The organism is Candidatus Omnitrophota bacterium (genome assembly GCA_040755155.1).
Lineage (GTDB): Bacteria > Hinthialibacterota > Hinthialibacteria > Hinthialibacterales > Hinthialibacteraceae > JBFMBP01.
Genome location: JBFMBP010000015.1, coordinates 1 through 26,967 on the forward strand (window position 1 = coordinate 1; position 26,967 = coordinate 26,967).

Sequence of the window (26,967 nt, forward strand, 5' to 3'; positions counted from 1 at the left end):
GCCCTCTCTTCTTGTTCGAAGGTGAATTGCGGGAGGGCGAATCTCCGTTTTTCCCCCTGTGTCCGGCATCGCGGCATGTCATTTCGAGGGAGCGCAGCGACCGAGAAATCTTCAACCCGCGTGTGGATGGATTTCTCGCTATCGCTCGAAATGACAGAGTCGCAGCATGACAGAGCTGTGATGAGCCTGCCAGCTTTCTGTTTTCTTAGGAATGATGAAAGAAGGTTATTCATGGTCGTTAACAATCTCACCCTTATAAACCCGTCTCCCCGTCTCCCCTTCTTACGGATTTTTTTCTACTGGCAATGTTATGATTGGCAATGGTTGGCGTAAGGATTCGATGAAGCGAACCATCTCCGCATGATCTTGAGCTTCGCGGAAGCCGAAATAGAAAGCGGCGGGATAATCCTTCATGCCGGGCGAAACGGCGTTGGGGGCGCCGCCGCGTCCCCAGCCTACAACCCAAAAATGGTATTGGGGAAATTCCAAAACGGCGTCTTTTACTTTATCGTCCTGCGCATGGATGAAATAGAGTTTTTCCTTAACGCCGTCTTCGCCTTGATAGGCCCATTCGGGCGAGAGGTCTTCGTTGAAATTTCCCTGGCCCAGGCGGCGCGGCTGATCTTCGTTCGCCAGGCGCGCGAAATCTTCCGGCCCTAACTTATTTCCACCCGGCGCCGCTTCCTGGATAAAGGCGAAGCCGTTCTCGTTGCCTTTCGTTACCGTACAACGGATCGTGGAAGGAAATATTTCGTAAACGATTTCCCACTCGCCTTGCGACGTTCCCTTGGCGATGACATGGCGGGAGCGAATTGTCATTTTCAGGGGGCCTTCGGAAATCATTTCGCTTTTGACGTTCCAACCGCCATCCGAGGATTTTAGTCCATCATAGGTTTGATGAAATATAGTACTGAAATCGGGCGAGTGCAAATTAGGAATGCCTTGAAAATGGGATAGATCGGATCGCACCCAATCGCCTTCCGCATTATCTTGGACGTCTTTATGAGCGAAAATGCGGAAAGCGCCGCCGCTTTTTTGGAAAGTATAAAAGCCGTAAGGCGGCGCGGAAAATTTCCACGAATCGCCGTCCGGCGAAGATAATGTTACGCGAGATTTAACCTCCGCTTTGGGTTTGGCGCCTTTAAGAGCGGAATCGAAATAGACATAAAAAAAACGAGCGCCGCCGGATGGAACTTCATCCAGCATCCAAATGAGACTACCCACAGCATTACGCAAAGGATCGAAGCCGGGCGCGGGATCGAATTGGCTGTCAACCTCGCGCAGAATCTTTCCCGAACGCTCCACCTCAATGACGCGGATAGAGTGGGGATCGACGGCCTCGCCGATGGCGAAAACGCTGTTGAACAGAACAATGAAGTCCAGTTCGATTTCGACGGGCTTGTCGATGCGTTCATAGCCGCCGGTTTGGATCATGACCGGAAGCCGGTACGTCCAGCGGCCATCCCACCACTCCGCTGGCTTCGCCTGGGCGGCGGGTTGAGCAAAAGCAGTGGAATCTCCTGAAAGCGAGAATATGCTAATCGCAATGAGAACTACGAATATTAATGAAAAAAATAGACGCCATCTCCACATAACTTTCGATTACCTCGGAATCACCGGCAAGATCAAATGCGAGGGATGCTCGGCGTCGTGGTAAATGGTTTGCGTCGCTTTGAAGACTTCCTTATCGGTTCCGAAGGGCTGGCCGCTGTTGGGATTGCGGTCGAAGCGGGGGAAATTACTGCTGGAGATTTCCAGCCGGATGCAGTGACCTTCCAGAAAGAGATTGCTGGTCGCCCACATGTCGATTTCGTACTTGTAGATTTTTCCCGGCTCGATCAGTTCCAAGTCCGTGGAGGAATTGCGGTAGCGGGCGCGCAGGATGCCGTCGCAGAGGTTAAAGGCTTTGCCGTCGGGATGCACATCCACCAGCTTGGCCGTGAAGTCGGTGTCTTTCGCGGTAGATGAGGCGTATAGAATCATCTTCACGGGGCCGGTGGCTTCCACTTCTTGCGTCAATGGCAGAGTGGTATAGACAAGCACATCATCCCGCTTCTCGATTTCCTGTTGATCGAAGGGACCGGCGGCGGCGCCGAAGAGATTGTTGCCACCCTTGGTGGGAACGGGATTGTCGGGATCGTAAACGAAAGAATCCGCCGTTTTCATTTCCGGTTCTGCGAGATACAACGCTCCATTACCGCTCGAAGTATTGGCTTTGCCCTGGCTGTGGAGATAGTAATTCGTATATTGCGTCCTGGCGAGCGGCCATTCGTTTTCGTTGCGCCACACGTTCTCGCCCATAACGTAGAGGCGGTAAGGCGGCCAATTCTCCACGCCCGTTTCCTCGTTTTTCAACCAGTAGCCATACCAATCGTCCTGCAATTTCGACATTTCGATTTTCGCCGACTGGCCGAACTCCAATTCGCCGAGTTTGGTTTGATTGACGCCGTGGCCCCAAGGACCGACGATGGCGAATTGGTTGCGCCGGGCTAGAAGATTCTTCGAACGATGGCGGACATTGGCGATCTGTTCCAGCGTGATTTTGGAGAAGATATCGTACCATCCGCCGACGTTCAAAATGGGAACGGCGACATCTTCGTATCGTCCATCGATGCCCCGTTTTTTCCAATAATCGTCATAGGTGGGATGCGCCACCCAATCGCGCAGGTAAAAGATTTCCCGGCCTATGGCGTCGTCCCATGTTTTCAAAGGTAATTGGCGAAACGACTTGTCCCAGTCGATTTGCGGCGGCTTTTCCCCTTCTTTGAAGGAGACCAGCGTTCCCCAACCCATCATCAACGCCAATTGCAGCGCTCCGCCGCAGTAATTCGTATCGTAATACGCTTGCGTAAAAGGCACGATGGGCATCATGGCCGTCAAATAGGGACTGCCGCAAGGCGCCAAAGCCCATTGCGTAAAGCCGACGTAAGAACCGCCGAAAGTAGCAATTTTGCCATTGCACCAACTTTGTTGTCCTGTCCACGCCAGCGTGTCGCAGCCGTCTTCGACGTCATAACGGAAAGGATCCCAAATTCCTTCCGAGTCGAATTTTCCCCGCGCATCCTGATAGACGACGGCGTAACCGCGCTCGGCGAAGCCTATTGCTTCCCCCGCTTTTTCGTCTTTCTTATCGTAGGGAGAACGAATAAGGATAACGGGAAAAGGGCCGCCCTCTTTGGGAATGAATAGATTGGCCGCCAGTTTTACGCCGTCACGCATGGGGATCATGACGTTAGCCTGGAAAGTATAAGATTTCTCTTGTTCCTCTCCCATCGCCAACGGCGTCATTACAGCGATTAAGCATAGCCAAACCAAAATCATCTTCATCGATTCGCGTATGTTCATTATGGCCTCCAATTTTCACGATTATAAATTCACAAAAATGATGGGTCAAAAAACGCGACCCATCCTACCATTTAACATTGCGCTTATTGTAAAGGAAAACAACCCATCGCCGCCAGTGGCGGATCGCAAAAAGAAAGAGCGTTCCCAATGCGCCGGGACGCTCTTCCGCAAATACAATCCAAAACCTATTTACTTCTTCATGCAAGCCAGCGCCTTCTTGGCGGTGATTTTGACGATATAGGAAGAATCGTTATCCACCTTCGCTTGGATGAGAGACTCCGCTTCGGCGCCGCCCATTTTGGAGAGGCTGACGATGGCGGCGCAGCGGAAATGTTCGCTCTCCGCATTTTCCAAAACGCCTCGAAACGTTTCCATCGCGTCTTCCAGCATCTCGCCCTTTTTCACTTGTTGATCCATGAACCGGAGATAACTGTCGACGAAAGCCGCCTTGTCGCGATCGGACAGCGATTCGAAATCGGGCAATTCAGGCTCGTTTTCCGGTTTGACGCCGATGCGGGCCGCCGCTTTCATGGCGGCGATGGCGACTTTCACGTTGGCGGATCCCATTTCGGCCGCTACAGGCTCCACCGCCGCCGGATCCTTGCGATGTCCCAAGGCGGTAAGGACTCTAGGCTCGAATTCCGCCGATACTTTTTTCAAGCCGTCCACTAACGCCATCGTCGCCGCCGGGCCGGGAATCCGTTCCAGGCAATAGACCGCTTCTTCTTGCAGTTCGGGATCGGTTAAATATTTCGCCGCCGCATTGACGGCGGAATCGCCGGCGATCATGGAGAGATGCCGCAAAGCAATGGCCTTCGCCCAAGCGGGATGATCTCTCTCTACGACGCGGATATATGCATCGACGACGGATTGCCAACGGTCGCCGGAAAAGGTCTTGCCGACGGAATGGGTGATTCTTTTCAACGCTTCGTCAGCCGCTTTGGATATGGGCAATTCTTTTGCAACCAGCAAATCGCTCAGCGGTTCGATGACGGAGGCGTCCATCTGCGCGGCGAGCGTCCAAGCGTTGATTTGCTTGATTTCCTCGCCGCTTTTTATATCGGAAAGAAACGTTTGAATATCTTTATTGAATACTTCCGGCATGGTTTTATTCTCCTTGATTTATGGAGCCCGTCCTTTTCTTCAGGGCTTATCTCTCCTCGCCGTCTTAAATATGCCATTCTCCCCGTCCGGGATTGCTCAACAGACGGTTGGCTTCATCGTCGTTCTTGACGCATTCGTTAACGGGATCCCATTCCAGTTTGCGGCCTAGGTTATAGGAAAGATTGCCCAAGATGCACAATGTCGCGACGCGGTGGCCCGCCTCGATGTGCATGATTGGCTTTTCGCGTGTCTTGATGCAGTCAATGAAATTCTCCGTATGGCCGGGGCTATGGAATACTTGCACGCCATCGGCGGGAACCTCGAAGTCCTTCGCCTTTTGTTCCGTATCGGTTTCGCCGGTATCGCCGTAAGTAATAATCAGGTTGCCCTTGTCGCCGATGTAGTTGGCGCCGTAGGAGCCGCGCACCCATCGGAAACCGGCTTCGTGAGGTTCGCCGGGTTGCGCCCAGATCAACGTCCAATCGGGATTTTTGAATTCGTAAGCAATATTCATAAAAACGGGACTGTCGTAGATGCCTTTGTGATGGGGATCGCCGTGGGCTTCCACCGTGACGGGGCCGGTGGCGTCGCCATTCATAACCCATAAGGCCACGCTCATAACGTGCGCGCCCCGGTCGCGGATTTGTCCCGCTCCGGTGAACTGCATCCAACGAAAAGAGCCGTGGGTGCGATCCCGGTTGTAAGGAATCCAACGCGCCGGTCCCACCCATTTCTCGTAATCGAGTTCGGTAGGCGGATCGCTGTTGGGAGTTTTCCAATCACCGGACGGCGTGGGATAATGCCAGCAGCGCACTTCGCGCACGGTTCCTATCTGTCCGTTGGCGATGTATTTGTTGCCGTGATAGGCGCCTTCTTGCGATCGTCCCTGCGAACCCACTTGCACAATCCGCGCATAACGTTCGGCGGCGGCGACCATCGCCCGGCCTTCTTCGATGGTTTTGCAGGCGGGTTTTTCGACATAGACGTCCTTGCCCGCTTCGCAGGCATGAATGCAATGGAGCGCGTGCCAATGGTCGGGAGAGGCGATGAAGACGGCGTCGATTTCTTTCTGGTCGAGCAACTCCCGGTAATCGTTGAACGTCTTTACTTGTTTGCGAAGGTCTTCATCGTCGCCGCTTACGCGCTTAACGGCTCTGGCCAGTCGATTCGAATCAACGTCGCAGAGAAAGCGAGACCATCCAGGACGCAGAAAGCTCTCGCCGCGGCCGCCGATTCCGATATGACCCAAAACCAGCGAATCGCTCGGCGCGGGCCGGTTTGGAGCGGCGAAGACGGTATGGGGAACGATTTGAAACGCAGCCGCTCCCAGCGACGCCGTCTTGGCGGTTTGGGCAAGAAATTCGCGGCGGTTCGTTTTTTTCTTATCTGCCATAACAATACTCCCGCAAATAGATTTGGTTTGAATGGAGAGAAGGCTCTTAGCCATAAAGCGTCACAGCATCCAACTCCCCATGAAAACATTCTCTCGAAACGTTGGCATATTTATCATGGCCTGTCAATCGTCAACGTGTATAATTCAAAAAACAGCGATGAGTGAAAAATTGGTGTAATTGATGGGTCAAATAACGCGACCCATCCTACGATTGTAAATGTTTTATTTGGAGGAATAACATTGTTGGAAAAGCGTTTGGAAGGAAAAATCGCCATAATTACGGGTGGAGGACGCGGGATCGGCGCGGCGGCGGCGCGCTTGTTCGCCCGCGAAGGGGCTAGAGTCGTTATTGCAAGCCGCTCGGACAACGAACTGCGCTCCGTCGTCGAATCGATCGATAAAGAATTGGATTCGGGAAGCGCGGAGGCGATTCTAACGGACGTCAGCCGCGAGGAAGACGTTGTGCGGCTGTTTCAAGAAACGCAGGATCGGTTTGGTTCTTTGGATATTCTGGTCAATAATGCCGGAGCCATTGCTGTTAGTCCAATCGAGGAGATGACCTATGGCGCTTGGCGGCATACGCTGGCGGTCAATCTGGACGGCGCTTTTCTTTGCAGCCGGGAGGCGTTTCGGTATTGGAAGCGGACGGGAAAAGGCGGCGCCATTATCAATATCAGTTCCTTGGCGGGAATCAAAGGGACGGAAAAATTTCCCGGATTCTGCGCTTATACCGCCGCCAAGCATGGCGTCGTCGGGCTGACGGAAAGTTTGAGCGTGGAAGGCAAGGCTCTAGGCGTCCGCGTCAATTGCATCGCTCCCGGCGCCGTGGATACGCAAATGCTGTGCGAAGCCGCGCCCTTTCTGCATACTGAAACCAAGCCGGAAGACATCGCTAAAGCGATTCTCTTTCTTGCGGACGAGAATCAATCGGGCAAAGTTACGGGCGCGGTCATCGAAATCCATAGCAATGCGTGAGACGCCATCATGGGCTATTTAATCCGCATAGAAAAACAGAATATCAAATTTTCATCGGCGCATTTCACACTGTTTACTGATGGACGGGAAGCGCTTCACGGCCATAATTACGTCGCCGCCGTGGAGGCGGAAGCCGATCAACTGCAAGGCGGTTTTCTGATCGATTTTTCCGTTTTGAAAACGACGCTCAAATCGATCTGCTCCGCCTTGGACGAAAAAGTTTTATTACCGGAAAATCCTCGCATCGTTTATCGGTTGGAAAACCATGTCCTGCGATTCCAGGTGGACGAGGCGGACGAATACGCCATGCCTGCGGAGGAGACGGTTCGCCTGCCTTTGGAAAATATCACTTGCGAATCGCTGGCGGGCTACGTTCATCACCTGCTTTGCGAGCGGCGGGAGCAATGGGATCCGGAAAAAAGAGTGCGGCGGCTGAGGATATGGATCGAAGAAACGCCCGGACAGCGAGGGGGATATGAAGACGCGCTGGAATGGCTTGGATTGAATCACGAAAATGCGAAGGATAAGGAAAACCACGAAAAAGGAAAAAGATGAAAATAAGGTAACTATTTAGCCGTATGAAGAGAAGAAATACGAATTAATTATTTCGCCCTTTCAGGGCTTAAGGTTTTTGTTGATCCTGTTCCCAGGCCGTTGGCCTGGGCTATCTTATTTCGCCCTTTCAGGGCTTAAAAACAAGGATTTCTCTTCAATCGGGTAAACTGTTACAAAATAAGAATGAGGCTAGGGATAACTTCATAAAAGAATATCCCCGTGGAATTTAAAATGATTTGAAAAATTGGAAAACCGGGGCGGCAATGCTACGGCGTTTCATCTTTTTCTTTCATCTTTCTTTTTCCGAACTACCAGAAAAATGATCGATGAAATGAAAGATAAAATTTTCTTGCCGCCCTGCGGTTTAATCCAACTTTTTTCTCAGTTTACCGATTTCGCCGAGGGGCTTCTTGCCCTATAGACAAGCCGGTTCCCAGGCGATCGCTTCGCTATGTTCATCCCAACTTAGCGAAACGACCGTGAGTTCCACCCCCGCTACTCATTCACCGATGCCCACCCTACGCGGCTGAGCAAGGTTATCGACGATGCCATCCTCTTCCACTTCGCTTTTTAGCGGCGAGTACGGCGGGGACTGTTCGGCGCGCGCCGTGAGAAGGTCCCTCGCTTATTATGGGGAAGGCCGCAATTTGGAGGCGATAACAGCAATGATGAGTGATGAATGATGAATGATGAAAAAGAATGTTGGATCACACGGCGCGTCCTATTCTACGGTCTCTGCACAGTTTCGGTGGGCTATGCTTCGCTTTGAGCCCACCCAACATAACTGTTGGAATGATGAATGATGAAGAAGATTGATGGGTTTAGCATCGCGGGACATCCTTCGGCGTCAAGGCTAGAAAGTTGTTTCTGCCCTTGAGTAATCGTATTACTCCGCCTGAGCGATAATAATCTGCTGATGCCCCAATCCGCTCCAATCAACCAATTCACCGCCGCGCTTCTCGATCCACGCTTCTATGGCGTTGGCTTCGTCCAGATTATAAAGCCGTACTCGCTCCACATAGAATCTCAAAAGCGCCGGAACGCCGATCTCTTCCGCGGCGCTTTGCGTTCGAAACAGGTTAGCAGTCTCCATCGCCGCCGTATTGGCTCCGGATAGAAACACGCAGCGCGATTCTCCATAAGCCGCTGGATAGACGACCTTGCTTAGAAGCATATACGCGTCGAAGCCCAGCGTCTGCATTACGCGCCAGCCATACTTCTCCCATTCGACGTAGCGCGATTCGTCCACATAGCAGTTGTGCCAATATTTTTCCAAGGGAGATAAATCGAAGCGGGCGCGGTAGGCGTCGGTTCGCTCATGGCCTTGGCGCGTCGATTCCACCAGGAAGAGAGTGGCGGAATCATGAGCGCAGCGTCGCAGATTTTCCAACGCTTTCATCTGGTCGCCGTGTTGGGGTAAATTAATTAATAGGCGCTGCGCCGTAACGGCGTCGAAAGGAGGATAATCTAGTTTTAAATCCAAAACATCGCCGGTATGAAAAAAAAGATCGGTTCCGGGAAGGGGATCCAAACTCCAAAAAGGGCTAAGCCGCGACCGGATTTGCTGGCGATAGGATGGATCGTCCTGCAATTGCTGCGCCCAGCGGATCATGGCGGGGGAATAATCGATGCCCACCGTACGGATTGCCCGCTGCGAAAGGACGAACGTTCCGAATCCTGCGCCGCAACCGATATCCAGCAGTTGGTTCGAACGCGGAATCAGGGAAAGCAGCGTTTGCAATTCGTGGATACGAAAGCTATGGTCTCGGATTGTCGCCTGGCAGGTTTCGCCCCAATCGGACGCTTCCGCTTCCCAAAATTGGCGGATGTTTTGAAACGTTCGTTCTCTCTTTTCGCCTTGGCGCGACATGCCGCTCTCCTCACCAATAATACCGGCGGAATTGACGATAATATTCTATGGTCCGCGATAATCCTTCTTCCAAACCGATGGATGGCTTCCAGCCGAGAATGGTTTTGATTTTGGCTATATCCCCATAATAATCGCCCGGCTCCAAGGCTTTGCGCTCTTTGGAAAAGGGAGTGAACTCGCATCGTCCCGATCCCGTCAACTCGACGATCTTATTTCCCAATTCGTTAAAAGATGTGGGGACTCCCATTCCCACATTGAAAATATGCCCGAAGGCTTTTTCATTGGATGCGGCGATCAACAACGCCTCTACCAGATCATCGATATACAAGTAATCGCGCAGCGTCCTTCCGTCGCCCATAATAGGAATAACGCCGCCGTCCATCGCCAAGCGCAGAAACCAATTGACCACGCCGTAGCGGTTATGCTTCATGTGATGGCGCGGGCCGTACGTATTGGTAATGCGCAGACAGACGCCGGGCAAGCCGTGAACTTCCTGATACATGAGGATGATTTTTTCTGCCGTGAGGTTTGTAATAGCGTAAATGCCTTTGGGATTGGTGGGCGCTTCTTCGTTCACCGGCAATGAAACAGAGGGACCGTATTGACCGCGAGTACCGGTAAAGACGATATGGCAGCCGGGATTGAATTCGCGGCAGGCTTCCAGCACGGAAAGCGTTCCATTGATATTGATATCCACATCCGTGAATGGATCGAGGATGCTGTCCACATGGCTGACCTGTCCGGCGAGGTGGTAGATCGAATCCATGCCTTGCACGAGGTAATTCATCGAGGGACGGTCGCGAATATCGGAAAAATTAACCTTTACGCGATCCTTGATGGGTTCGATATTGAACAGATTGCCGCCAAAGAGAGGCAGCATGCTGTCGGCCAATGTAACCACAGCGCCCAACTCCACTAAGCGGATAGCCAGATTCGAGCCGACGAAGCCCAATCCGCCGGTGATTAGGATATTTTTCCCATGAAAATAGGAATGACTGCAATCGTTCATTTAAGATTGGAAAGGAAGGTCTTTATTATCTTCCAAAACCGTTTCATTATTTTTTCATCCCTCTTTTGAAATCCAACATCCGGCTCCTCCCCCAAGTTTTCCTTGACTTCCCCCGCCCCGTCAGGTATATTTTCTTTTAAGGGCGTTTGACTGTAGAGCGTTTCGGACGTCGCTCCGGTTGGTTCGTAACGAACATTCCGGCCTACAGAACTCGCCCTGCTTTTATAAAAAGTTACCAGCGCCAATTTCTTCTTTCCATATCTGATTTCCTCCAAATAATATACATCCCCATTAATTCTTTTTTTATATTTAATGACTTTTAATCCCTTATCGTTAACTCCGCCTTTCATTATCTCATCAGCGTTCCCTACGATTTGGGGAATCAAATAGAAATCTTCTTTCGTGATAGGTTCAACTCCCTTTCTCTCCTTGCCCTCTCCATGTTTTCCGATGACATGATTAACGCCATCTTTATCGATAATGTGTACATAATCCACAACATCGATTCCCGTGATTTCCCTAATCCGCTCCGCCTCTTCCGGCATCACCTTATACAAAGATACGGCTTTACAAGGCTGCTTCGGCGCATCGATCAACTCGTCGATCTCCCGCTTCTTCCCCTCGTCCAACTGAAACAATTCCTCCTACTCCGCTGCTTTCCGTTGCGCCTACTGCCCCTGCATTTCCCACAAATAGGCGACCGCTTTCTCGCGATCGTTAAACTGCATCCATGTACTATTGTCGCGGTCCAATACTTCCCACATAATTTGCTCTCCCCATTCGATCTTGCGCATCTGATACCGCACGCTAGGCCGTTCTTCCCCCTTCAACTCCCGCAACTTGATCGAAGCCTCTTCCCGCGACGTAAAAACGTTGCTTAACCCATCAATCTTTTTCATCATTCATCATTCCCGAATAGTCCACCACTTTAGCGGAAAGGCTCGCGAAGGGAAGCCTATGCAAAAAAAATGCGCCAGATAAATCTGGCGCTAACGGGGCACAAGGCCCCCAGGGTTGAGGGCGATGAGGGAGGAGTATGGGGTTCACTGGCGTGAAACCCTTTTCCGAGGCTCCTCACACATCGTGTGGGCGCAAATTGGGGTGATGCGGTAAACCTCCGTCTGGATAAATCAAACTTCGTCCAGACTTTTTATGTGATATTCCCTCACGCTTTTGACGTACTCGTCGAGTTGTTGGAGGGTGGCGTTATAACTCGATAATCTTTGTCCGTCCTGCGAGGGTTCAAGCCATTCCGCGCCTTTGGCTAACGACTGCGGATCGACCTCGACGTAATTCATGAATCCCTCGTTATTCTTTTTCGCCGGCGGCTTCTTTTCGCTTGGCTTCCAAAGGTAAACGATGAAGAGCGCTAAAGCGATGGCGGCGCAGATGAGCAACTTGGTTGTGGGCGAAACCGCGTATTCGAGATATTCCAAAAATCGCATCCGCTTCCGCTCCTTTCAACCGTCTTTTTCTTGCCGACTGTTGTCTCATTTTAAGAGCAAGGGGGATGCCAACTTTAAAAATATCAATTTAACTTATTGATTAATATATACTTAATAATCCTTTCCTTTTGAGAATCATTTTGAGAGAGAGGAAAGAACTCCCTCTTTCTTAGAAGCAGCAAGGTAAAATTTGCCTTAATGTTATTTCCGTGAGCCTTTCCATTTCTATTATAACGCAAATATCTCGAATTATTCGCTTTCAGGCTCATTTTCCAGTTCTATTTCCGATTCGTCCAGCGAGATATCATCCAGCAGCGAGCCGTTGGCGCCGTTTTCTTCTTGCGATTTCTTCGATTCCTTCGCTTCCGGCAGACGTCCAATGGCGGCAACCTCGTCTCCTTCCTCAATACGGATCAGCCTCACGCCTTGGGTATTGCGGGAAATGCTGCGGATGTCCTCAACCGTAGTGCGGATGGCGACGCCGTTTTTGGTAATAATCATGAATTCGTCGCCGTCGAAGGTTTCGAGAATGCCTACAATCTTGCCGTTGCGTTCATTGGTCTGGATATCGATGACGCCTTTGCCGCCCCGGTGGATTTTACGGTATTGTTCGACGTCGGTGCGTTTGCCGTAGCCTTTTTCCGTGACGGTCAAAAGTTGCGCTCCATCATGGCAGACGACCATCCCAACGACGCTGTCGCTTTCATCCAATCGAATTCCCAACACGCCCCGCGCCGTACGGCCCATTGGACGCACATTGTTTTCGTTGAAGCGGATGGCCATACCGTTGCGGGTGGCGATGATGATGTCGTCTTCGCCCGACGTCATCCAGACGGACAACAAGCGGTCGCCTTCGTCGAGGCCGATGGCGTTGATGCCGCCGCGCCGGGGATTGGAGTAAGCGATCAACTCTGTTTTTTTGACGATGCCTTTTATTGTCGCCATAAGCAGATAGCGCCCGGCGGAAAAGTCCTGCACCGGCACCATCGCCGTAACCTTCTCGTCTCGCTCTAACTGCAGGAAATTGACGATAGCTTTGCCTTTGGATTGGCGTCCGACTTGAGGAATCTCAAAGACTTTTTTCCAATGCAGCCGTCCCAAATCGGTGAAGAAGAGGATGTAATGATGAGTGGAGGCGATGAAGAGATGCTCGACCCAATCTTCGTCCTTGGTTCCCATCGCGGTGATGCCGCGTCCGCCGCGCAGTTGCTTGCGGTAGGCGGAAGTGCCGATGCGCTTGATGTAGCCGGTGTGAGAAACGGTTACTACCATGTTTTCTTCGGCGATGAGGTCTTCGATCTCCAAATCGGCGGCGTCGGAAACAATCTTAGTGCGGCGAGCGTCGCCGAAGCGTTCTTTGATTTTCAGCAACTCCTCCTTCATGATGGACATCACGAGTTCGGGTGTGCCGAGAATTTTCTTGAAATACTCGATATCCTTCAACAATTGTTGGTATTCTTCTTCCAATTTTTGCCGTTCCAAGCCCACTAAACGCTGCAACTGCATTTCCAGAATCGCTTTGGATTGGATTTCGCTGAGTTCGAAACGGCTCATAAGTCCCTGCATCGCCTCTTCTCGGCTTTGGGAACCGCGGATGAGCGCGATAACTTCGTCGATGTTGTCCACAGCGATGCGCAAGCCTTCCACGATATGGGCGCGAGCTTCGGCTTTGGCGAGATCGAACTGAGTGCGGCGCACAATTACGTCGCGGCGGTGATCGATGAAATGCGATAGCATTTCCCGCAGCGTGAGATACTGCGGTCGGTTATTGACGAGGGCGAGCAGGATGATGCCGAAGGTAGACTGCATCCGTGTATGTTTATACAGCTGGTTGAGCACCACCTCGTGATTCTCGCCGCGCTTCAATTCCACGACGATGCGCATTCCCTCGCGGTCGGATTCGTCGCGCAGGTCGGAAATGCCTTCGATCTTCTTGTCCCGTACGAGAGCGGCGATCTCTTCGACCAGCCGGGCTTTATTGACCATGTAGGGGATTTCGGTCACCACGAGAGCTTCGCGGCCCTGTTTCAGCTGCTCCTTGTGGGTGACGGCGCGCATGATGACGCGGCCCTTGCCGCTGGTGTAAGCCTCCATGATGCCGCTGCGCCCGCAAATATAAGCGCCGGTGGGAAAATCCGGACCCTGGACGTATTTGAGTAACGCCTTCGCGTCGATTTCGGGATCGTCGATCATGGCGACTGTGGCGTCGACGACTTCCTTAAGATTGTGAGGCGGGATATTAGTCGCCATGCCGACGGCGATGCCGGATGAGCCGTTGATCAACAGGTTGGGAATTTCCGAAGGCAGAACCGTCGGTTCTTCCAATTGCCCGTCGAAATTGGGGACATAATCGATGGTGTCTTTCTCGATATCGGTCAACAGCGTTTCAGCGATAGCGGAAAGACGCGCTTCCGTATAACGCATGGCCGCCGGATTGTCGCCGTCAATGGAGCCGAAATTGCCCTGGCCGTCGATGAGCGCGTAGCGGTAGGAAAAATCCTGCGCCATGCGCACCATCGTATCGTAAATGGCGGAATCGCCGTGGGGATGGTATTTGCCCATCGTCTCGCCCACGATGCGGGCGGATTTCTTATAGGGGGAGCGGTGGGTCAAACCCAACTCGCGCATAGCGTAAACAATGCGGCGTTGGACGGGCTTGAGGCCGTCGCGGATATCAGGTAAAGCCCGTTGGACGATGACGGACATCGCATAGCTGATATACGACGTCTTCATCTCCTCTTCAATGTTAATCGGCTTAATGCGTTCGTTTTGGGCAAACATCCAGTAAACTCCAATAGGTAAATAAGGGCGTCTGGATCGAAGACTGCAATCCATCTTGACTTATAAAATCGGAGCAAAAACGCCCTTGCCCAATCTTATGGGCAGATATGAAATCATCGCCGCATCTTCTGAGCAGGCCGCGAATGCAAGGAGGGAACCGGTGGAATTCGCCTCTCAACCCAAGGATGACAACGCCAATGGCCGATTGAGAAAAGACCGGGGCGGCGCGCCCAAGATGACATAGCAAATGTAATTTCTACAATATTTTATGTATTTCGCCGCCAATTTTCAATGGGAATGTTCTTTTTTTGGAATATCCTCTAGTGAAATGAAGGCATAAAATTGACTCTGTGCCAATATTTGAGTACAATTTCTTTTTGGAAAAGCAATTTAAGGAATTTATTGCTTATAAGGGACCGTGTTATACCGTTGAGTGGTATCACGATGATAGAGGACGCAATGAAGTTTTAGAATACTTTAATGATCTCTCTGTTGAACGCCAGCGGAAATTTATGGTTTTAATCAGACGCATTGGCGATGCAGGAAAGATTTTCGATAAGACCAAATTTCGGAATGAGGGCGATGGAATATATGCATTCAAACTCCATCCAGATCGATTCTTATGCTTCTTCTTTAGCGGAAGAAAAATAATAATCACTAACGCCTTTGAGAAAAAAACGGATAAATTGCCCATGAGCGAAAAACAAAAAGCATTAATCCGTCAAGCAGATTTCAAACGGCGTATTAAGGAAGGTACTTACTATGGCCGCCTCTAAATCGAAAGAACACAAACTGCCGCAATCTACCTATGAACGATTGATGCAGAACGCGGATTTCGGAGAATCGTTTGAAATCGAATATCGGGAATTTACGCTCTCCGAAATCGTGTTGCAATTAATGAAAGAAAAGCGTTTTTCTGTACGGGAATTGGCCAGAGTGGCTGGAGTCTCGCCAGCCGTTATTCAGGATATTCGTTCCGGCCATCGCAGAAATATTACGCTTAACAATCTCTCCAAGATTCTTAAGGCCTTAGACAGCTGTGCAGCGATCCAAGTCGGCGGCCATTATATGCCGTTGGAAGGATAGCCTATTTTTCTCAATATCCCCTTTATAAAATCCGATTATAATAAAGCGTATAATTCATCTTATATCGAAAGTTTCCCATTGCGCGAAAAACGGAGTAACTCGCTATGCGTCTCTCTTTGCAAATCCCTTTCCATTTGTTTGCGATTGCATTCCTCAGCTTCGTCCCGTCCGCCCGCGCCGAATTGCCCGGTTACGAGAACGCCGGGATTGAGCGGCTGCAATTGTTGACCTTGACGCAAAACGTCATCTCCAATGGAACCCAAACTGTCGATCTCTCGCCTTCCAGTCAGGAACTTCTATCCAAAGGAAGCCAAACCTGGCAGCAAATCTTCGTGGATATTGCAGGAAGCAAAGTTTTGATAAAGTACTTTTTGACGGAAGATAAGCCAGTGGATTTTTCTTTGCCGACGCAGATTTCTCTCATCGAAAAAGACAGTATTACATTTATCGATTATTTGAAAAAAACCGTGAGTCTTTCCAAATTCGATCCCATCTCCATTTTGGATGGATCGAACATCGTCTGGGCGGGCCGGGCGCAGTCGGGGCGGATATTAGCCGGGATAATCCAAAAAGCCAGCAGCGAAATCCAAAAAGACGAAAAGAACGAACGAAACGCTTTAGAGATTGGCGCTCCCTATTTCCGTCCGCCCGCCTTCCCGCAGCCGCTGCGATTCGTATTGGACGCCAAGCTGCGGCCTGTCTCCATCGTGGAAAAAAAACGGGCTTTCGCTTTCGAATGGGAAGAAGAGAAAGGGAATTTTTCCTGCGTCGTTCGCGCCGTTATGGAGACGATCGGCGGTCCAATCCGCCTGCGCCAGGAAATATCCGTTGCGGATATCCAAATCGATCCCTCGTTCCCGCCCGATTTGTTTCAACTTTCCTATCCCGACGATTTTCAAGTTGGCGATCGCAGGAAGATGCTGTCGCCGCCGCGTTTTTAACGTCCATCTCCGCTTGACGCTCTTCGGAAACGCAAGAGTAGAAGAGGCTTCCAGCCTCTTGCATGGCGAAAAAAAGAGCCAGGATGGCACTTTTACTTTCCTAAGGCGAAGGAGCTCTTCACAAAACCGCCGATATTGGAGATGATTCATAGAGGTCTATAACTCCGGCGCCGCCGGTTTATGTGGAGGGAATACGATGCGGACAACCCCTATCGGAATCGCGATGCTCAATGACGAGCGCGAACATGTTTACACGCAAAACAACAAAGAGAATATGGCCGTCGTGCAAACGTGGGCCGATTTTATCCAAAAGAGCGTTAAGAATGTGGACAGCTCCGCTCCCGCCGTCGTCTTGGGCAGCGAGATCATCGTCGGAACGCGCTCAGCGCAGAAAGTAGGGGAAGAACTGTCGCGGGCGAACTGCAAACAAGTCATCATGCTTTACAACGTTTGGAACTTCCCTTTCCTGTGCTGGCCCTTTATCAATAGCCTCGGCGATGTTCCCATTCTTAGCTTATCGAATAACAATGGACAATATCCCGGAAACGTAGGGCTGCTCGCCACCGATGGCGCCTTGCGCCAGGCCGGGAAGCGCACCCACCGCATCGTCGGCGATTTGAAGGATAAGGAGACGCAGCGGCGCGTACTCGCCTGGATTCGCGCCAGCCAGGCGGCGACGACGATCCAAAACGAAGTCTTCGGCTGCTATGGCGGCCATTCGATGGGCATGGAAACCGGCTTCGCCCATCTAACGCCCACGCTGAAATCCCTCGGCTGCACCGTGCGCCAGATCGATCAGCTTTGGCTGGTCAAGGAAGCGGAGAAAGTCGATAAGAAGGAGATTGAGAAGGGACGTCTTTGGTTCGAAAAGCTGTTGGGCAAACGTTTGAAATACGATGGCCGCATGTTGACGCCGGAAACGTTGGAGCGGCAGATCGGCCTCTACCTCGCTATGCAGCATGTCAATGAAGACAAAGGCTTCGACTTTTGCGGCTTGAAAGGCCAACGCGAATTGACGGAGCACTATTGCCTCGGCGACGTCCCCGAAATGCTAATGAATGATCCCTACGACTGGCGGGGACCGAAAGAATCCGTTGTTTGCTCCACCGAAGCGGACGCCTACGCCGCCATCACCATGCAGCTGATGAAATACATCACCGGCGGAATGCCGGCGCTGTTCATGGATGTGCGGCTCTATCATCCCAAGCTGGATTTGTGGGACTGGTGCAATTCCGGCAATCATTCCAGCTGGTTCGCCGCCCAAAGCATGAAGCCGGAAGAGAATTTTAAAACCATCACTTTCCATCCGGCGTTGGAATTCTATTTCAAAGCGGGCGGCGCTTCCGTCGAGTTCGACGCCGCGCCCGGCCCCATGACGTTCGCCCGCCTTGGATTGTGGGACGAGAAGCCCTATATGGTCATCGTTCGCGGCGAGTCGAAAAAACTGCCCGCCGCCGAACGCAAGAAATTGAACGATATGACCAATCCCACCTGGCCCCACGTCCACGCCCAGTTGGAATGCGACTTCGAGGAATTTCTCAGCGTCTTCCCATGCAACCATGTGCTGGGCGCGGCGGGTGATATCGTTCAACCGCTGGTCTACCTCTGCGAAATCCGGGGAATCAAACCCATCGTCCTGGGTAAAACGAAAGATGGATTCTATCCGCCCATCTGGGAATTGATGAGATGATAGCGTTGGATGGAATATGACGTTTAACATCGAAGAAGGGGCGGCTCGTCCGTCCCTTCTTTTTTGATAGGTTTTTTTCTATGAGGAAATAACGTCTTTGTCTTTGCGATGGAACGCGATAGAATGCTCTTCAACTCATGATCGCATGAGAAAATAGGGAGAATAATGAATGACCCAGCAGACCGACGGCATGGAGTTTTGGGAAAAAGCGGGCGAAGCCGGATATTTGAAAGCTTATGGCAATAGTCAATCTTATCGTTATGTTACTATGCGAATCTACGATCTGGCTTTGCAAATCGCGGATCGTTTGGTTATAAATGAAAATTCCAGCGTCTTGGACATCGGCTGCGGCGACGGCTTATTTTCCAAAGAATATTTATCCAAAAAATATCGTCATGTAACCGGTTACGATTTTTCCCACGCCTCCATCGAAAGCGCAAAAACGAATTGTCCTGCAAATATTCATTTCGAGCGGCGCGACGTATCGCAATTGGAATTCGATCCCGCCAACCGCTATGACGCCGCTTTCTTGGTCGGCATTCTGCATCATGTAAAAAAAGACGCTCCCGGCGTCATCCAACGGCTTTCGCAAGTATGCCCAAAAATAATCGTTCTCGAGCCGGTGCGGAATATTATAAGAATATTGTTGGAATGTTTGCCCGTTTATAAAGAAGCGGGTGAGGATAGTTTTTATTTTAAGGATTTATGCGCCATTTTTCATAACGCTTCCTATCGCATGACGGAATGCCATAAAATCGGCTTCGTCCCTAATTTTCTGCCAGATAAGTTGCTGCCTTTATTCAAAATAATCGAAAGCATTATGGAAAGGAATCGAGTTTTAGGACTCCTATGCAGCGTTCGCGCTATTGGATTGATTCGGGAAGAGTAAAAAGAAAAACTTATCGACGTTGTATCTTATTTTTTATATACTAAGGATGGAACAATTGCTAACGGAGGATAAACCAATGCCCAAATCCATCGTACGCGGAAATGTGGTTTTGATATTGGACAGCCAGCGGCTCGTCATCAATCGCGGCGCCGAACACGGCGTTTCGGTGGGCGACCGCTTTTATATATACCAACTCGGCCAGGAAATTACCGATCCCGTCAAGAACGCTTCCCTCGGCGAGATCGAATGGATCAAGGCGGAAGTGGAAGCGATCAACGTGCAGGAAAAAATGACGTTGGTCATGTCTTTGCGCCGGGACCGGCCATCCTCGGCGGGTTCCGTCCTTTCCTCAACTCTTGCCCAAACCCATTCCGGCGTCTCCGCTGCATCGAGTCTGGACCGCGAGAACTTATCGGTGCGACAGGATCAGATCAGCGGATCGACTCAGTTGACACCCATCGCCATCGGCGATTGCGTACGCTCGGTTCGACTCATTGAATCCGTTGGCTAAAGCAGCGCCGCCGATCGAAGGATATCTCATAGGATTCTTCCCAAGTCATAAAAGGAGGGGGATTGCGCTATGTTTTCCATTTCAATATCGCAAAGGATCGTGTTAGTCATAGCGATGGGGATGTTTCTATGCGTTTCGGCGCAAGCGCAAGAGGTTGTCGTTTATGACGCTTCCGGCGATTCCGCCGATTTGACAGGGCAGACCGATTTCGACGATCTCGACGCTCGCCAGCTGGCTGTACATTGGAATTATGCGGGCGATCTTCCGGTTACGGAATGGCACGTTTACGTCAAGCGCGGCGACGGCGGCTATTTCTATTTAGGCCGCGCAGGCGACGGCGCGGCGCGGGATTACGTTTGGAACAATCCCGACGTGAATACGCAATATCAATTCCGCGTGTGGGGATTGTACAAAAATGAAAGCGGCCAATCGCAGCGAGTGGTTTTAAGCCAGGCGGGGCCGATGGGATACAATCTGACGGGCGGCTCTGCCATTAAATTGAAAAAGATCGCCAATCCCGACGATCTCGCCGACGGCAAGGCGATCGTAACTGACGACCTCTTCCATGGAACCGACCTCAGCGTCGGTGAGGACAAAGATGCAACTTTGGAACGGGCGCTGGCATTGAAATGGAATCCCGGCGCGGGCGATTTTTACGATTGCCATGCGTTCGTCAGCACCGACGGCGTGAATTATTCCTTCCTGGGCCAGACGGGCGCCAGCGATCTATTTTACTTCCGCTTCGACGCCAATGAAACATTTCTTCTGGACGCCGCCTGGAAAGATGGACCGCAATCCGGCGTTACGTATTGGTTTCGCTTATATGCGTTGAAAAACGACGGCGGGCGGGTGATTATGAATGCGGGACCCGTCGCGTTCAACTTGGAATCTACCGCAACGCTCACGCCGACGCCTACGCCGATTTTACACAAATTCGAATCGTTCGCGATGAATTTCGATTCAATCTCCCAACTGCCCGGCGGCGGCATTTCCACGGTTACGTCGTCTGTAGAAACGAAAAATCAATTGATCGCCGAGGGACGAATGCCTGCGGATAATGAGATTTATCCTTGGACGATTATTACAACCGGCGCCGATCCCAGCTACGGCGTCGCTTCCAGCGAACCGCACAGCGCAGGCTTCAACGCCGAGCGGGCTGGATTCTATCAAAGCTGGCAGACTTCCGTTCTCGAAATCGAACGCGTCTTCGATACGACGCTGGCGGAGAACCCCGCGATTTCATTCGATATCGCCTTTTCGTTCGACATTCCCATTTCCATCATCGAAGATTTCCTGGTTGTAGAAATCCTGAAAGATGGCGAGACCGCCTGGCAATTGTTGGATATTAACGGCGACGGCCAAATTGTAACCGATCGGAATGCGCTGGGAACTGGCGTTCTTTCTACGGGTTCCTTCGATGGCTTATTCGGCCTATCGAATCCGCAGAAGGGGCCTTTCGATACGCTGACGAAAGAGGATTTTATCCATGTGGAAGCGAACCTTCCCGCGACGAAATCGTTGAAGATCGCATTGCGATTTCAAAGCGACGCCTCATTTACCGCCGAAGGCGCTTACCTCGATAACATCCAGGTTTACGACAAAGGCGCGAGCGCAGATAGTACGCCCACGCCCACTTTAGCGCCGACGCCCGCTCCAACCTTAACGCCGACGCCTACAGCCACGCCAACGCCGTGAACGGCAGCTATTGAATGGCGTTGGAGACGTCGAATTGCGCTTCGAGTACGGCGGCGCGCCAAACGCGGGGATTGCTATCCAGCGCCTTTTTCCGTTCGGCGGCGGCGTCCGCTTCGTTCTTCTCTTGCAAGATAAGAGATAGAAAATAATGGCCGAGAGCCTCCGAGGCTTCTCGCCGCCTATCGCTCGAGAGCATTTGCCGAGCGCGTTTCTCCAACTGTTCCATTAATCCTTGCGCCTCGTCGGCATGGCCGAGGGCGCGTTGCGCCAGGGCTTGGTAATAAGTTCCCAGGTTGGCTTTTCTATATTTTTCCTCAAGGATTTTTTGGCAATAATCCTTCGCCTTTTCCGTCTCGTTCACCGTCAAATAGGTTTTCGCCAGATTCCAATAGACATGAGCGCGAAAGTCCGGCGTTCGCGCTGCTACTTCCAGGTTATTGGGATAAAGGCAGGCGGCTTTATAATAGTTCAACGCTTCCGAGTAATTCTTTTTATCGAAGGCGGAATCGCCCAGTTTCTGATTGACCTCCATCCAGCAATAATGGATGCCGTAGCGTCCTTCCCAACTGTGAAAATGGCGGCGGCGGAGAATATCGTAAACCTCGGCCAATTCGCCCTCGCCGCCTGCGGCGAGTTGCAAGTCGATCAATCTTCCCAACAGATCGTCACGCTGCTGCGCGACCTCTTGCCGTTGCTTGAGTATAGCGAGCCGTTCGGCGGCGGGAACGTTCATAGCTTCGCATAGTTGATCGTATTCCAATAGGACGCAAGCGTCTTTTGGAACAAGTTCCATGGTTTTTCGATAGGCGCTTTGCGAGGCGCGCAAATCGTTTTTGAAATAACGCTCGCCGTAGGCGACATTGCGCCAAGCGAGAGCCAGAGTATTATCGCTCTCCGCCGCTTGGCGCCAATGAGCGAATCCCTCTTCCCGCTGGCTGCGCGAGTACAGAAGATTGCCGAGATAGAGATGGGCGCGGGCGTCATCGGGATGGCGGGCGAGAACCGCTTCCAGCGCCGCCTTCTCTTCCTGGCGGTGAGGATTGGCGTATTCCGCCGGTCCCTTGCGCGCTTGAGCGTAAAACTTTTCGGCGGAACCGCCGGACAGTTCCTTGCAATAACCTCGGAAATAATTGACCATTGGATAAATCACCGCTTCATCCTTGCCTTTTGCATAAAGGGCGAGGATGGCGTCCGCATCGTTGTATAGCCCCGCTTCGGCGTAAGCGGAGGCTAACTCCAGATAGTTTTGCACAGCGCCGCGCATTATGCTTTGCCATTCGCTTTTCCAAGCGGCGGCTTCATCGCCGTCCCTCAGCGCCTGCGTTTTTTCCCATCCGCCCATGAAGTGCATAGGATCGAGCGCCAGCGCTTTTACCGCCGCCGCGAGCGCTTGCCCTCGGTCGCCGAGACGTCTATACGCGGCAGCTTGCAGGGCGGGGATGTCGGCGAACTTGCCATTCTGGCAGACGGCATCTTCGAGTTTATCGATAGCGGCTCGATCGTTTCCCCGCAGCAGATCGATTTTCGCTAAGTTGAAATAGGCGCTTGAATAATAAGGATAAGAATAACTCGCCCGGAAAAAGGCGTCGTACGCCTTTGCAAAATCGCGTTGTCCCGCATACGCCAATCCCTGGCCGAAATAAAGGCGGGCGTCATCGTCGTTGCGCTCGCTGGCGGCGCTCAAGAAATCCAGCGCTTCGTTCCATTTCCCCTGCTTCAAGGCGAGGAATCCCATTTCCGCATTGGCGCGGGAATCTTTGGGATCGTTATTCAGCGCTTGCCGGTAATAGGTTTCCGCTTGTTTCGTGCGGCGGAATTTATCGAGCCATTCTCCCGTTTGCAGCAGTTCGTCCTGATTCATCTTTTGCGGATCGTCCGGTTCGGGTTTGCCTGCGGGAAGTTCCACTTTTTGCGGTTTTGCCTGTTGCAATTCAATGCGCAGATTCCCTTGAGAGTCGTAGACGGCGAGATGGAGGTCGTAGACCGTCGAATCCTCGCCAATCGCTTTTTCAATGGCGAATGGTTTATCCGGCGCCAAGTCCGCCGTAGTTTCCGAGAGAATTTCGCCGGTTTTTGTGTTTATTAAAACAATTTTGCATTGAGAAAAAACGCCCGTAGCGTAGACGCCCGCGAAGGTTTTTCCATCTTTAATATCCGTATTGACGGCGAAATCCTCATTGGCATTATGAACGCCGCGAGTATCGCGCACAGGAAACCAATAATCGTGGACGGTTTTGACTTCGTTCGGCTCAATCCAATGGTAATCAGGTTGATTGTCGCTGAAGGCGCCCGCCTGCGGCTCGAAATAAGGCCCGCCGCCTTCCGAGAGAATATCCTCCCAGATGCGCCCCGAAGGACCGGAACCCCATGTCCATAGTTTCTTGCCGGGCATGAGGCGATGATCGGCGGCGTGAATCATGCCCGCCTGCGCTTTATGATCGAAAACGCCGAACCAATCGCTGGGATTGTTAAAAGCAAAATAACTGCTGGCGTTGGGCGAGTTTTTCCACCAAGTCAGATCGACGCCGTCGTGAATAGGCCAATTCCAAAATTGATGCTTGCCGTGTCCGGCGGCGACGTCGCCGGGATATTGCGCCTGCATCCATTCGTTGGCGTGTACGGCGGAAGTAGCCCAAAACTGGAACGAATGGCGATGATTGGTGGGATTGATAAACTTGTAATCGCAGCGGACGTAACTGCGTCCGGGGAATACCGTCATTCCCACTAGCCATCTCATACGGAAGATCGGCTCCGTCTCGCCCACCCAAACCGTGGCGCTGCCGTCGGCGTTATGGACGATGCGGCGATCGACGGGCATGAAGCCGGAAGGCCTGTGTCCATGAGGAAAATTCCACTCGATGCCGCCGGAGATCCACGCGCCCGTCATGCTGATGAGGCCAGGCTTGATCGTACGCTGCCAATAGAGCCAGACGTAGCCGTTGGTCTTATCCACCGCTCCATGAAGCCGTCCGCCGATTTCGGGCAGGATGAGAATTTGGATATATTCGTTTTCCAAAAAGACGCCTTTGTAGGTCTTTTCGGTTTTTTTATCTGTGAGAACATCGTTAAGAGTGTAGGGATAAATATCCTCCCCCGCATCGTAAAAGTTGGGATGAATCTCCGGCGGACCGATTTCCCAAGTGGGAATGACGATCTCTTTCTCATAGGCGGAAACCTCGGCTTGCGCCAACGCGGAGGCGGAGAAAAGAAATAGAACCGAAAGGAATAGCATATTCGTTTTCATGATCTTCCTCATTCACGAATGGATCGATGAGACCTAACGCATATTCGCAAATAATTCCGTCCTTCGCAATGGATCGAGAATCTCCGTTCGCGCCTGTTTATTTGAATTTGTCTGGATGATATCGTTAGCGAAATGCTCTTTTGAAACGCGAGAGTAGAAGAGGCTTCCAGCCTCTTGATAGGAAGAAAAAGAGCCAGGATGGCTCTTCTACTTTTTCTACTTGCAATCGCTAAGAGCATTTTCTGAGTTGGACAGCTCGTCATGAAAGGGAGCCTCTATGGAACTATCCATTGCGGGATTGGATGTCGTTGTGATCGCTGGGTATTTGATCGCGATTGTGGGATTAGGCTGTTGGGCGGGATTGCGCCGCCGGGGAACGGAGGGAGAAGGTTATTTTCTCGCGGGAAAATCGTTGACGTGGCCGATTATCGGCCTGGCGCTGTTCTCCACCAATATCTCTACGATTCACTTGGTGAGCTTGGCGCAGGAAGGTTACGTCAACGGCCTGGCCTATGGCAATTTCGAATGGATGGCGGCGTTTACTTTGATGGCTTTGTCGCTCTTCTTCGCGCCGTTCTACATTCGTTCGGGCATCGCCACGCTTCCCGATTTTTTGGAGAAGCGCTACAACCGTTACTGCCGAGACTGGCTGGCCATCCTTTCCATTTTCTCCGCCATCTTCATTCACATCGGCTTCTCGCTCTACACTGGCGCCGTTGTGTTGCATGGCTTGTTCGGCATCGACCAAAATGTCAGCATCGTCGCCGTATCGGTTTTGACGGGCCTCTATACGATTCTAGGCGGACTATTGGCGGTGGTGTTGACGGAATCCATCCAAGCAGTGGTTTTGCTGTTCGGCGCGATCTGCGTTACGGCGATCGCCTATTACGATATTGGCGGCTGGAGCGGCCTTCGCGCCTCGGTGGAGCCGGTGAAACTAACTATTTTGCGCTCGGCGGACGATCCCAGCAATCTGCCTTGGTATTCCGTTTTCTTGGGCTATCCCGTGATTGGCCTGTGGTATTGGTGCGCCGACCAAACCATCGTGCAGCGTGTGTTGGGCGCCAAGGACGAGAATCACGCCCGGCTGGGGCCGCTCTTCGCTGGATTCATTAAAATTCTGCCGGTTTTTATTTTTGTACTTCCCGGCCTATTGTGCCTGGGTTTAATTCATCAAGGACAATTGATTAATCCGCCAGAAAAATCCGCCGATATCTACGCCTATATGATTGCCAATCTACTGCCGCCGGGATTGCGGGGATTAGCCGCCGCTTCTTTATTAGCCGCTTTGATGAGCACAGTTTCGGGCGCGCTCAACTCCACGGCCACGCTCTTCAGTTACGACATTTACAAGCGTTGGCGTCCCAATGTCTCCGATCATGCGTTGGTGCGTATGGGCCGTTGCGTAACGTTTCTGGCGATGGCGGCGGCGATTCTATGGTCGCCGCACATCGGGCGCTTCGAAAGCATCTTTCAAGGCATCAATGCTTTGATATGCTATATCGCTCCGCCCATTACCGCCGTTTTCGTGTGGGGCGTATTTTGGCGGCGCGCCTCTTCCACAGGCGCCTTGATGACGCTTTGGTGGGGCGCCGCTTTGGGCGCCGTTGTCTTTTATCTCGATTGGTATAAAGCCAGCACCGGCTGGAACGTGCCGTTTATGATGTCGGCGTTTTATCTTTTCGTCATTTGTTCCGCGATCTTGATTCTCTTTTCTCTCGCTTTTCCGCATCGGCATACGGAAGAAAGCGCCGCGCTGGTTTGGAACCATCCGCTTGACGCACTGCGAGGCCCCGCCTGGCCTGGAATCGGAAACTATAAATTCGTAGCCGCCGTTCTTTTTATAACTGTATCGTTTCTCTATTACCTATTCGCCTGAAAGGATAATGCGCCATGTTGAAATCATTTCGACGCTTTTTATTCATCGCTGCCGGTTTATTGTTAATAGGATGCGCCCAGACGCAGCCCAAAATCCAGCGCTATGGCATGGTCATCGGAATCAAGCCGGAAAAGATCGAATACTACAAAAAACTGCACGCGAACCCTTGGCCGGGCGTCATAACGAAACTTAAGGATTGCCACGTGCGCAACTACTCAATCTATCTGCGCCAAGTAAATGATAAGGACTGGTTTCTGTTCGGCTATCTGGAATATGACGGAAAAGATTTCGACGCCGATATGGCTAAAATGGCGGCGGACGCTGAGACGCAAAGATGGTGGAAAGAGACCGATCCCTGCCAAATCCCGCTACCCAACCGCAAGCCGGGCGATCAATGGAGTATAATGGAAGAGGTCTTTCACATGGATTAAACGGCGAGTCCCAGCGCAGATGTAGGATGGGTCGCGTTGTTTGACCCATCGAATGATCCTATTTAACTTATAAAAAAAAGGATGGATTGATCTAACAATCCCATTCGTCTCTTGAAGAAAGAAT

23 protein-coding genes are annotated in these 26,967 nt (G+C 51.6%); 12 read left to right on the forward strand and 11 right to left on the reverse strand.

The features are described from left to right. Window positions 1-282 precede the first annotated feature (282 nt). The 4 genes from AB1656_01655 to AB1656_01670 form a co-directional block, all read right to left on the reverse strand. Window positions 283-1,593 carry a hypothetical protein gene (locus AB1656_01655; protein ID MEW6234068.1) on the reverse strand — a complete coding sequence of 437 codons (1,311 nt, stop codon included), beginning with the start codon at window positions 1,591-1,593 and terminating at the stop codon, window positions 283-285. A 9-nt stretch (window positions 1,594-1,602) separates the two neighbouring features. Further along, window positions 1,603-3,345 (reverse strand): CocE/NonD family hydrolase, encoded by a 1,743-nt coding sequence (locus tag AB1656_01660; protein ID MEW6234069.1) that lies wholly within the window; start codon window positions 3,343-3,345, stop codon window positions 1,603-1,605. A 189-nt stretch (window positions 3,346-3,534) separates the two neighbouring features. After that, window positions 3,535-4,449: a hypothetical protein gene (locus AB1656_01665; protein MEW6234070.1), complete on the reverse strand. Its 915-nt coding sequence runs from the start codon at window positions 4,447-4,449 to the stop codon at window positions 3,535-3,537. A 64-nt stretch (window positions 4,450-4,513) separates the two neighbouring features. After that, window positions 4,514-5,842 (reverse strand): Gfo/Idh/MocA family oxidoreductase, encoded by a 1,329-nt coding sequence (locus AB1656_01670; GenBank protein ID MEW6234071.1) that lies wholly within the window; start codon window positions 5,840-5,842, stop codon window positions 4,514-4,516. A gap of 240 nt (window positions 5,843-6,082) precedes the next feature. Here AB1656_01670 and AB1656_01675 point away from each other — a divergent pair, with 240 nt between their 5' ends. Together AB1656_01675 and AB1656_01680 are read left to right on the forward strand one after the other, a co-directional pair. Then, a complete protein-coding gene (locus AB1656_01675) occupies window positions 6,083-6,817 on the forward strand; it encodes an SDR family NAD(P)-dependent oxidoreductase (protein MEW6234072.1) in 735 nt (244 codons plus the stop codon). A 9-nt stretch (window positions 6,818-6,826) separates the two neighbouring features. Further along, window positions 6,827-7,372, forward strand: coding sequence for a 6-carboxytetrahydropterin synthase (locus tag AB1656_01680; protein ID MEW6234073.1), 546 nt, complete (start codon window positions 6,827-6,829; stop codon window positions 7,370-7,372). Window positions 7,373-8,258: 886 nt separating this feature from the next. On the opposite strand, the gene AB1656_01685 is transcribed toward AB1656_01680, so the two are convergent. The 6 genes from AB1656_01685 to gyrA form a co-directional block, all read right to left on the reverse strand. Continuing rightward, window positions 8,259-9,242 (reverse strand): class I SAM-dependent methyltransferase, encoded by a 984-nt coding sequence (locus AB1656_01685; protein ID MEW6234074.1) that lies wholly within the window; start codon window positions 9,240-9,242, stop codon window positions 8,259-8,261. Between the two features lie 10 nt (window positions 9,243-9,252). Next, on the reverse strand, window positions 9,253-10,251 hold the full coding sequence (locus AB1656_01690; protein MEW6234075.1) for a GDP-mannose 4,6-dehydratase: 999 nt from the start codon (window positions 10,249-10,251) through the stop codon (window positions 9,253-9,255). Continuing rightward, the gene (locus AB1656_01695) at window positions 10,248-10,796 is read right to left on the reverse strand and encodes a hypothetical protein (protein ID MEW6234076.1); all 549 of its coding nucleotides are present in this window, start codon (window positions 10,794-10,796) and stop codon (window positions 10,248-10,250) included. The genes AB1656_01690 and AB1656_01695 overlap by 4 nt, the downstream gene beginning before the upstream one ends. Before the next feature lie 123 nt (window positions 10,797-10,919). Beyond that, the gene (locus AB1656_01700; protein ID MEW6234077.1) at window positions 10,920-11,153 is read right to left on the reverse strand and encodes a hypothetical protein; all 234 of its coding nucleotides are present in this window, start codon (window positions 11,151-11,153) and stop codon (window positions 10,920-10,922) included. Window positions 11,154-11,381: 228 nt separating this feature from the next. Next, window positions 11,382-11,696 carry a hypothetical protein gene (locus tag AB1656_01705; GenBank protein MEW6234078.1) on the reverse strand — a complete coding sequence of 105 codons (315 nt, stop codon included), beginning with the start codon at window positions 11,694-11,696 and terminating at the stop codon, window positions 11,382-11,384. Window positions 11,697-11,945: 249 nt separating this feature from the next. Beyond that, the gene (gene gyrA, locus AB1656_01710; GenBank protein ID MEW6234079.1) at window positions 11,946-14,477 is read right to left on the reverse strand and encodes a DNA gyrase subunit A; all 2,532 of its coding nucleotides are present in this window, start codon (window positions 14,475-14,477) and stop codon (window positions 11,946-11,948) included. 55 nt (window positions 14,478-14,532) lie between these two features. Between gyrA and AB1656_01715 the strand changes: the two genes are divergently transcribed. The 8 genes from AB1656_01715 (at window position 14,533) to AB1656_01750 (ending at window position 21,289) form a co-directional block, all read left to right on the forward strand. Then, on the forward strand, window positions 14,533-14,721 hold the full coding sequence (locus AB1656_01715) for a hypothetical protein (protein ID MEW6234080.1): 189 nt from the start codon (window positions 14,533-14,535) through the stop codon (window positions 14,719-14,721). 133 nt (window positions 14,722-14,854) lie between these two features. Next, on the forward strand, window positions 14,855-15,253 hold the full coding sequence (locus AB1656_01720; GenBank protein ID MEW6234081.1) for a type II toxin-antitoxin system RelE/ParE family toxin: 399 nt from the start codon (window positions 14,855-14,857) through the stop codon (window positions 15,251-15,253). After that, complete coding sequence (locus AB1656_01725) at window positions 15,240-15,563, forward strand: helix-turn-helix transcriptional regulator (GenBank protein ID MEW6234082.1); 324 nt, start codon at window positions 15,240-15,242, stop codon at window positions 15,561-15,563. The genes AB1656_01720 and AB1656_01725 overlap by 14 nt, the downstream gene beginning before the upstream one ends. Before the next feature lie 104 nt (window positions 15,564-15,667). Then, window positions 15,668-16,504: a hypothetical protein gene (locus tag AB1656_01730; GenBank protein ID MEW6234083.1), complete on the forward strand. Its 837-nt coding sequence runs from the start codon at window positions 15,668-15,670 to the stop codon at window positions 16,502-16,504. Window positions 16,505-16,700: 196 nt separating this feature from the next. After that, entirely contained in the window at window positions 16,701-18,194 is a 1,494-nt protein-coding gene (locus tag AB1656_01735; GenBank protein ID MEW6234084.1) for a fucose isomerase, read from the forward strand. Between the two features lie 169 nt (window positions 18,195-18,363). Further along, window positions 18,364-19,083 (forward strand): class I SAM-dependent methyltransferase, encoded by a 720-nt coding sequence (locus AB1656_01740; GenBank protein MEW6234085.1) that lies wholly within the window; start codon window positions 18,364-18,366, stop codon window positions 19,081-19,083. Between the two features lie 76 nt (window positions 19,084-19,159). Further along, complete coding sequence (locus tag AB1656_01745) at window positions 19,160-19,594, forward strand: hypothetical protein (GenBank protein ID MEW6234086.1); 435 nt, start codon at window positions 19,160-19,162, stop codon at window positions 19,592-19,594. Window positions 19,595-19,663: 69 nt separating this feature from the next. Continuing rightward, window positions 19,664-21,289, forward strand: coding sequence for a hypothetical protein (locus AB1656_01750; GenBank protein ID MEW6234087.1), 1,626 nt, complete (start codon window positions 19,664-19,666; stop codon window positions 21,287-21,289). A 7-nt stretch (window positions 21,290-21,296) separates the two neighbouring features. Here AB1656_01750 and AB1656_01755 read toward each other — a convergent pair whose 3' ends face one another. Further along, a complete protein-coding gene (locus AB1656_01755; GenBank protein ID MEW6234088.1) occupies window positions 21,297-24,533 on the reverse strand; it encodes a DUF5107 domain-containing protein in 3,237 nt (1,078 codons plus the stop codon). Between the two features lie 277 nt (window positions 24,534-24,810). Between AB1656_01755 and AB1656_01760 the strand changes: the two genes are divergently transcribed. Together AB1656_01760 and AB1656_01765 are read left to right on the forward strand one after the other, a co-directional pair. Beyond that, window positions 24,811-26,412 (forward strand): sodium:solute symporter, encoded by a 1,602-nt coding sequence (locus tag AB1656_01760; protein ID MEW6234089.1) that lies wholly within the window; start codon window positions 24,811-24,813, stop codon window positions 26,410-26,412. A 14-nt stretch (window positions 26,413-26,426) separates the two neighbouring features. After that, on the forward strand, window positions 26,427-26,843 hold the full coding sequence (locus AB1656_01765; GenBank protein ID MEW6234090.1) for an L-rhamnose mutarotase: 417 nt from the start codon (window positions 26,427-26,429) through the stop codon (window positions 26,841-26,843). Window positions 26,844-26,967 lie beyond the last annotated feature (124 nt).

Coding starts and splice junctions, on each gene's coding strand:
- AB1656_01655 (MEW6234068.1), bottom strand. CDS start 1,593: ATGTGGAGATGGCGTCTATTTTTTTCATTAATATTCGTAGTTCTCATT.
- AB1656_01660 (MEW6234069.1), bottom strand. CDS start 3,345: ATGAACATACGCGAATCGATGAAGATGATTTTGGTTTGGCTATGCTTA.
- AB1656_01665 (MEW6234070.1), bottom strand. CDS start 4,449: ATGCCGGAAGTATTCAATAAAGATATTCAAACGTTTCTTTCCGATATA.
- AB1656_01670 (MEW6234071.1), bottom strand. CDS start 5,842: ATGGCAGATAAGAAAAAAACGAACCGCCGCGAATTTCTTGCCCAAACC.
- AB1656_01680 (MEW6234073.1), top strand. CDS start 6,827: ATGGGCTATTTAATCCGCATAGAAAAACAGAATATCAAATTTTCATCG.
- AB1656_01685 (MEW6234074.1), bottom strand. CDS start 9,242: ATGTCGCGCCAAGGCGAAAAGAGAGAACGAACGTTTCAAAACATCCGC.
- AB1656_01690 (MEW6234075.1), bottom strand. CDS start 10,251: ATGAACGATTGCAGTCATTCCTATTTTCATGGGAAAAATATCCTAATC.
- AB1656_01695 (MEW6234076.1), bottom strand. CDS start 10,796: ATGCCGGAAGAGGCGGAGCGGATTAGGGAAATCACGGGAATCGATGTT.
- AB1656_01700 (MEW6234077.1), bottom strand. CDS start 11,153: ATGATGAAAAAGATTGATGGGTTAAGCAACGTTTTTACGTCGCGGGAA.
- AB1656_01705 (MEW6234078.1), bottom strand. CDS start 11,696: ATGCGATTTTTGGAATATCTCGAATACGCGGTTTCGCCCACAACCAAG.
- gyrA (MEW6234079.1), bottom strand. CDS start 14,477: ATGTTTGCCCAAAACGAACGCATTAAGCCGATTAACATTGAAGAGGAG.
- AB1656_01725 (MEW6234082.1), top strand. CDS start 15,240: ATGGCCGCCTCTAAATCGAAAGAACACAAACTGCCGCAATCTACCTAT.
- AB1656_01730 (MEW6234083.1), top strand. CDS start 15,668: ATGCGTCTCTCTTTGCAAATCCCTTTCCATTTGTTTGCGATTGCATTC.
- AB1656_01735 (MEW6234084.1), top strand. CDS start 16,701: ATGCGGACAACCCCTATCGGAATCGCGATGCTCAATGACGAGCGCGAA.
- AB1656_01740 (MEW6234085.1), top strand. CDS start 18,364: ATGACCCAGCAGACCGACGGCATGGAGTTTTGGGAAAAAGCGGGCGAA.
- AB1656_01745 (MEW6234086.1), top strand. CDS start 19,160: ATGCCCAAATCCATCGTACGCGGAAATGTGGTTTTGATATTGGACAGC.
- AB1656_01750 (MEW6234087.1), top strand. CDS start 19,664: ATGTTTTCCATTTCAATATCGCAAAGGATCGTGTTAGTCATAGCGATG.
- AB1656_01755 (MEW6234088.1), bottom strand. CDS start 24,533: ATGAAAACGAATATGCTATTCCTTTCGGTTCTATTTCTTTTCTCCGCC.
- AB1656_01760 (MEW6234089.1), top strand. CDS start 24,811: ATGGAACTATCCATTGCGGGATTGGATGTCGTTGTGATCGCTGGGTAT.
- AB1656_01765 (MEW6234090.1), top strand. CDS start 26,427: ATGTTGAAATCATTTCGACGCTTTTTATTCATCGCTGCCGGTTTATTG.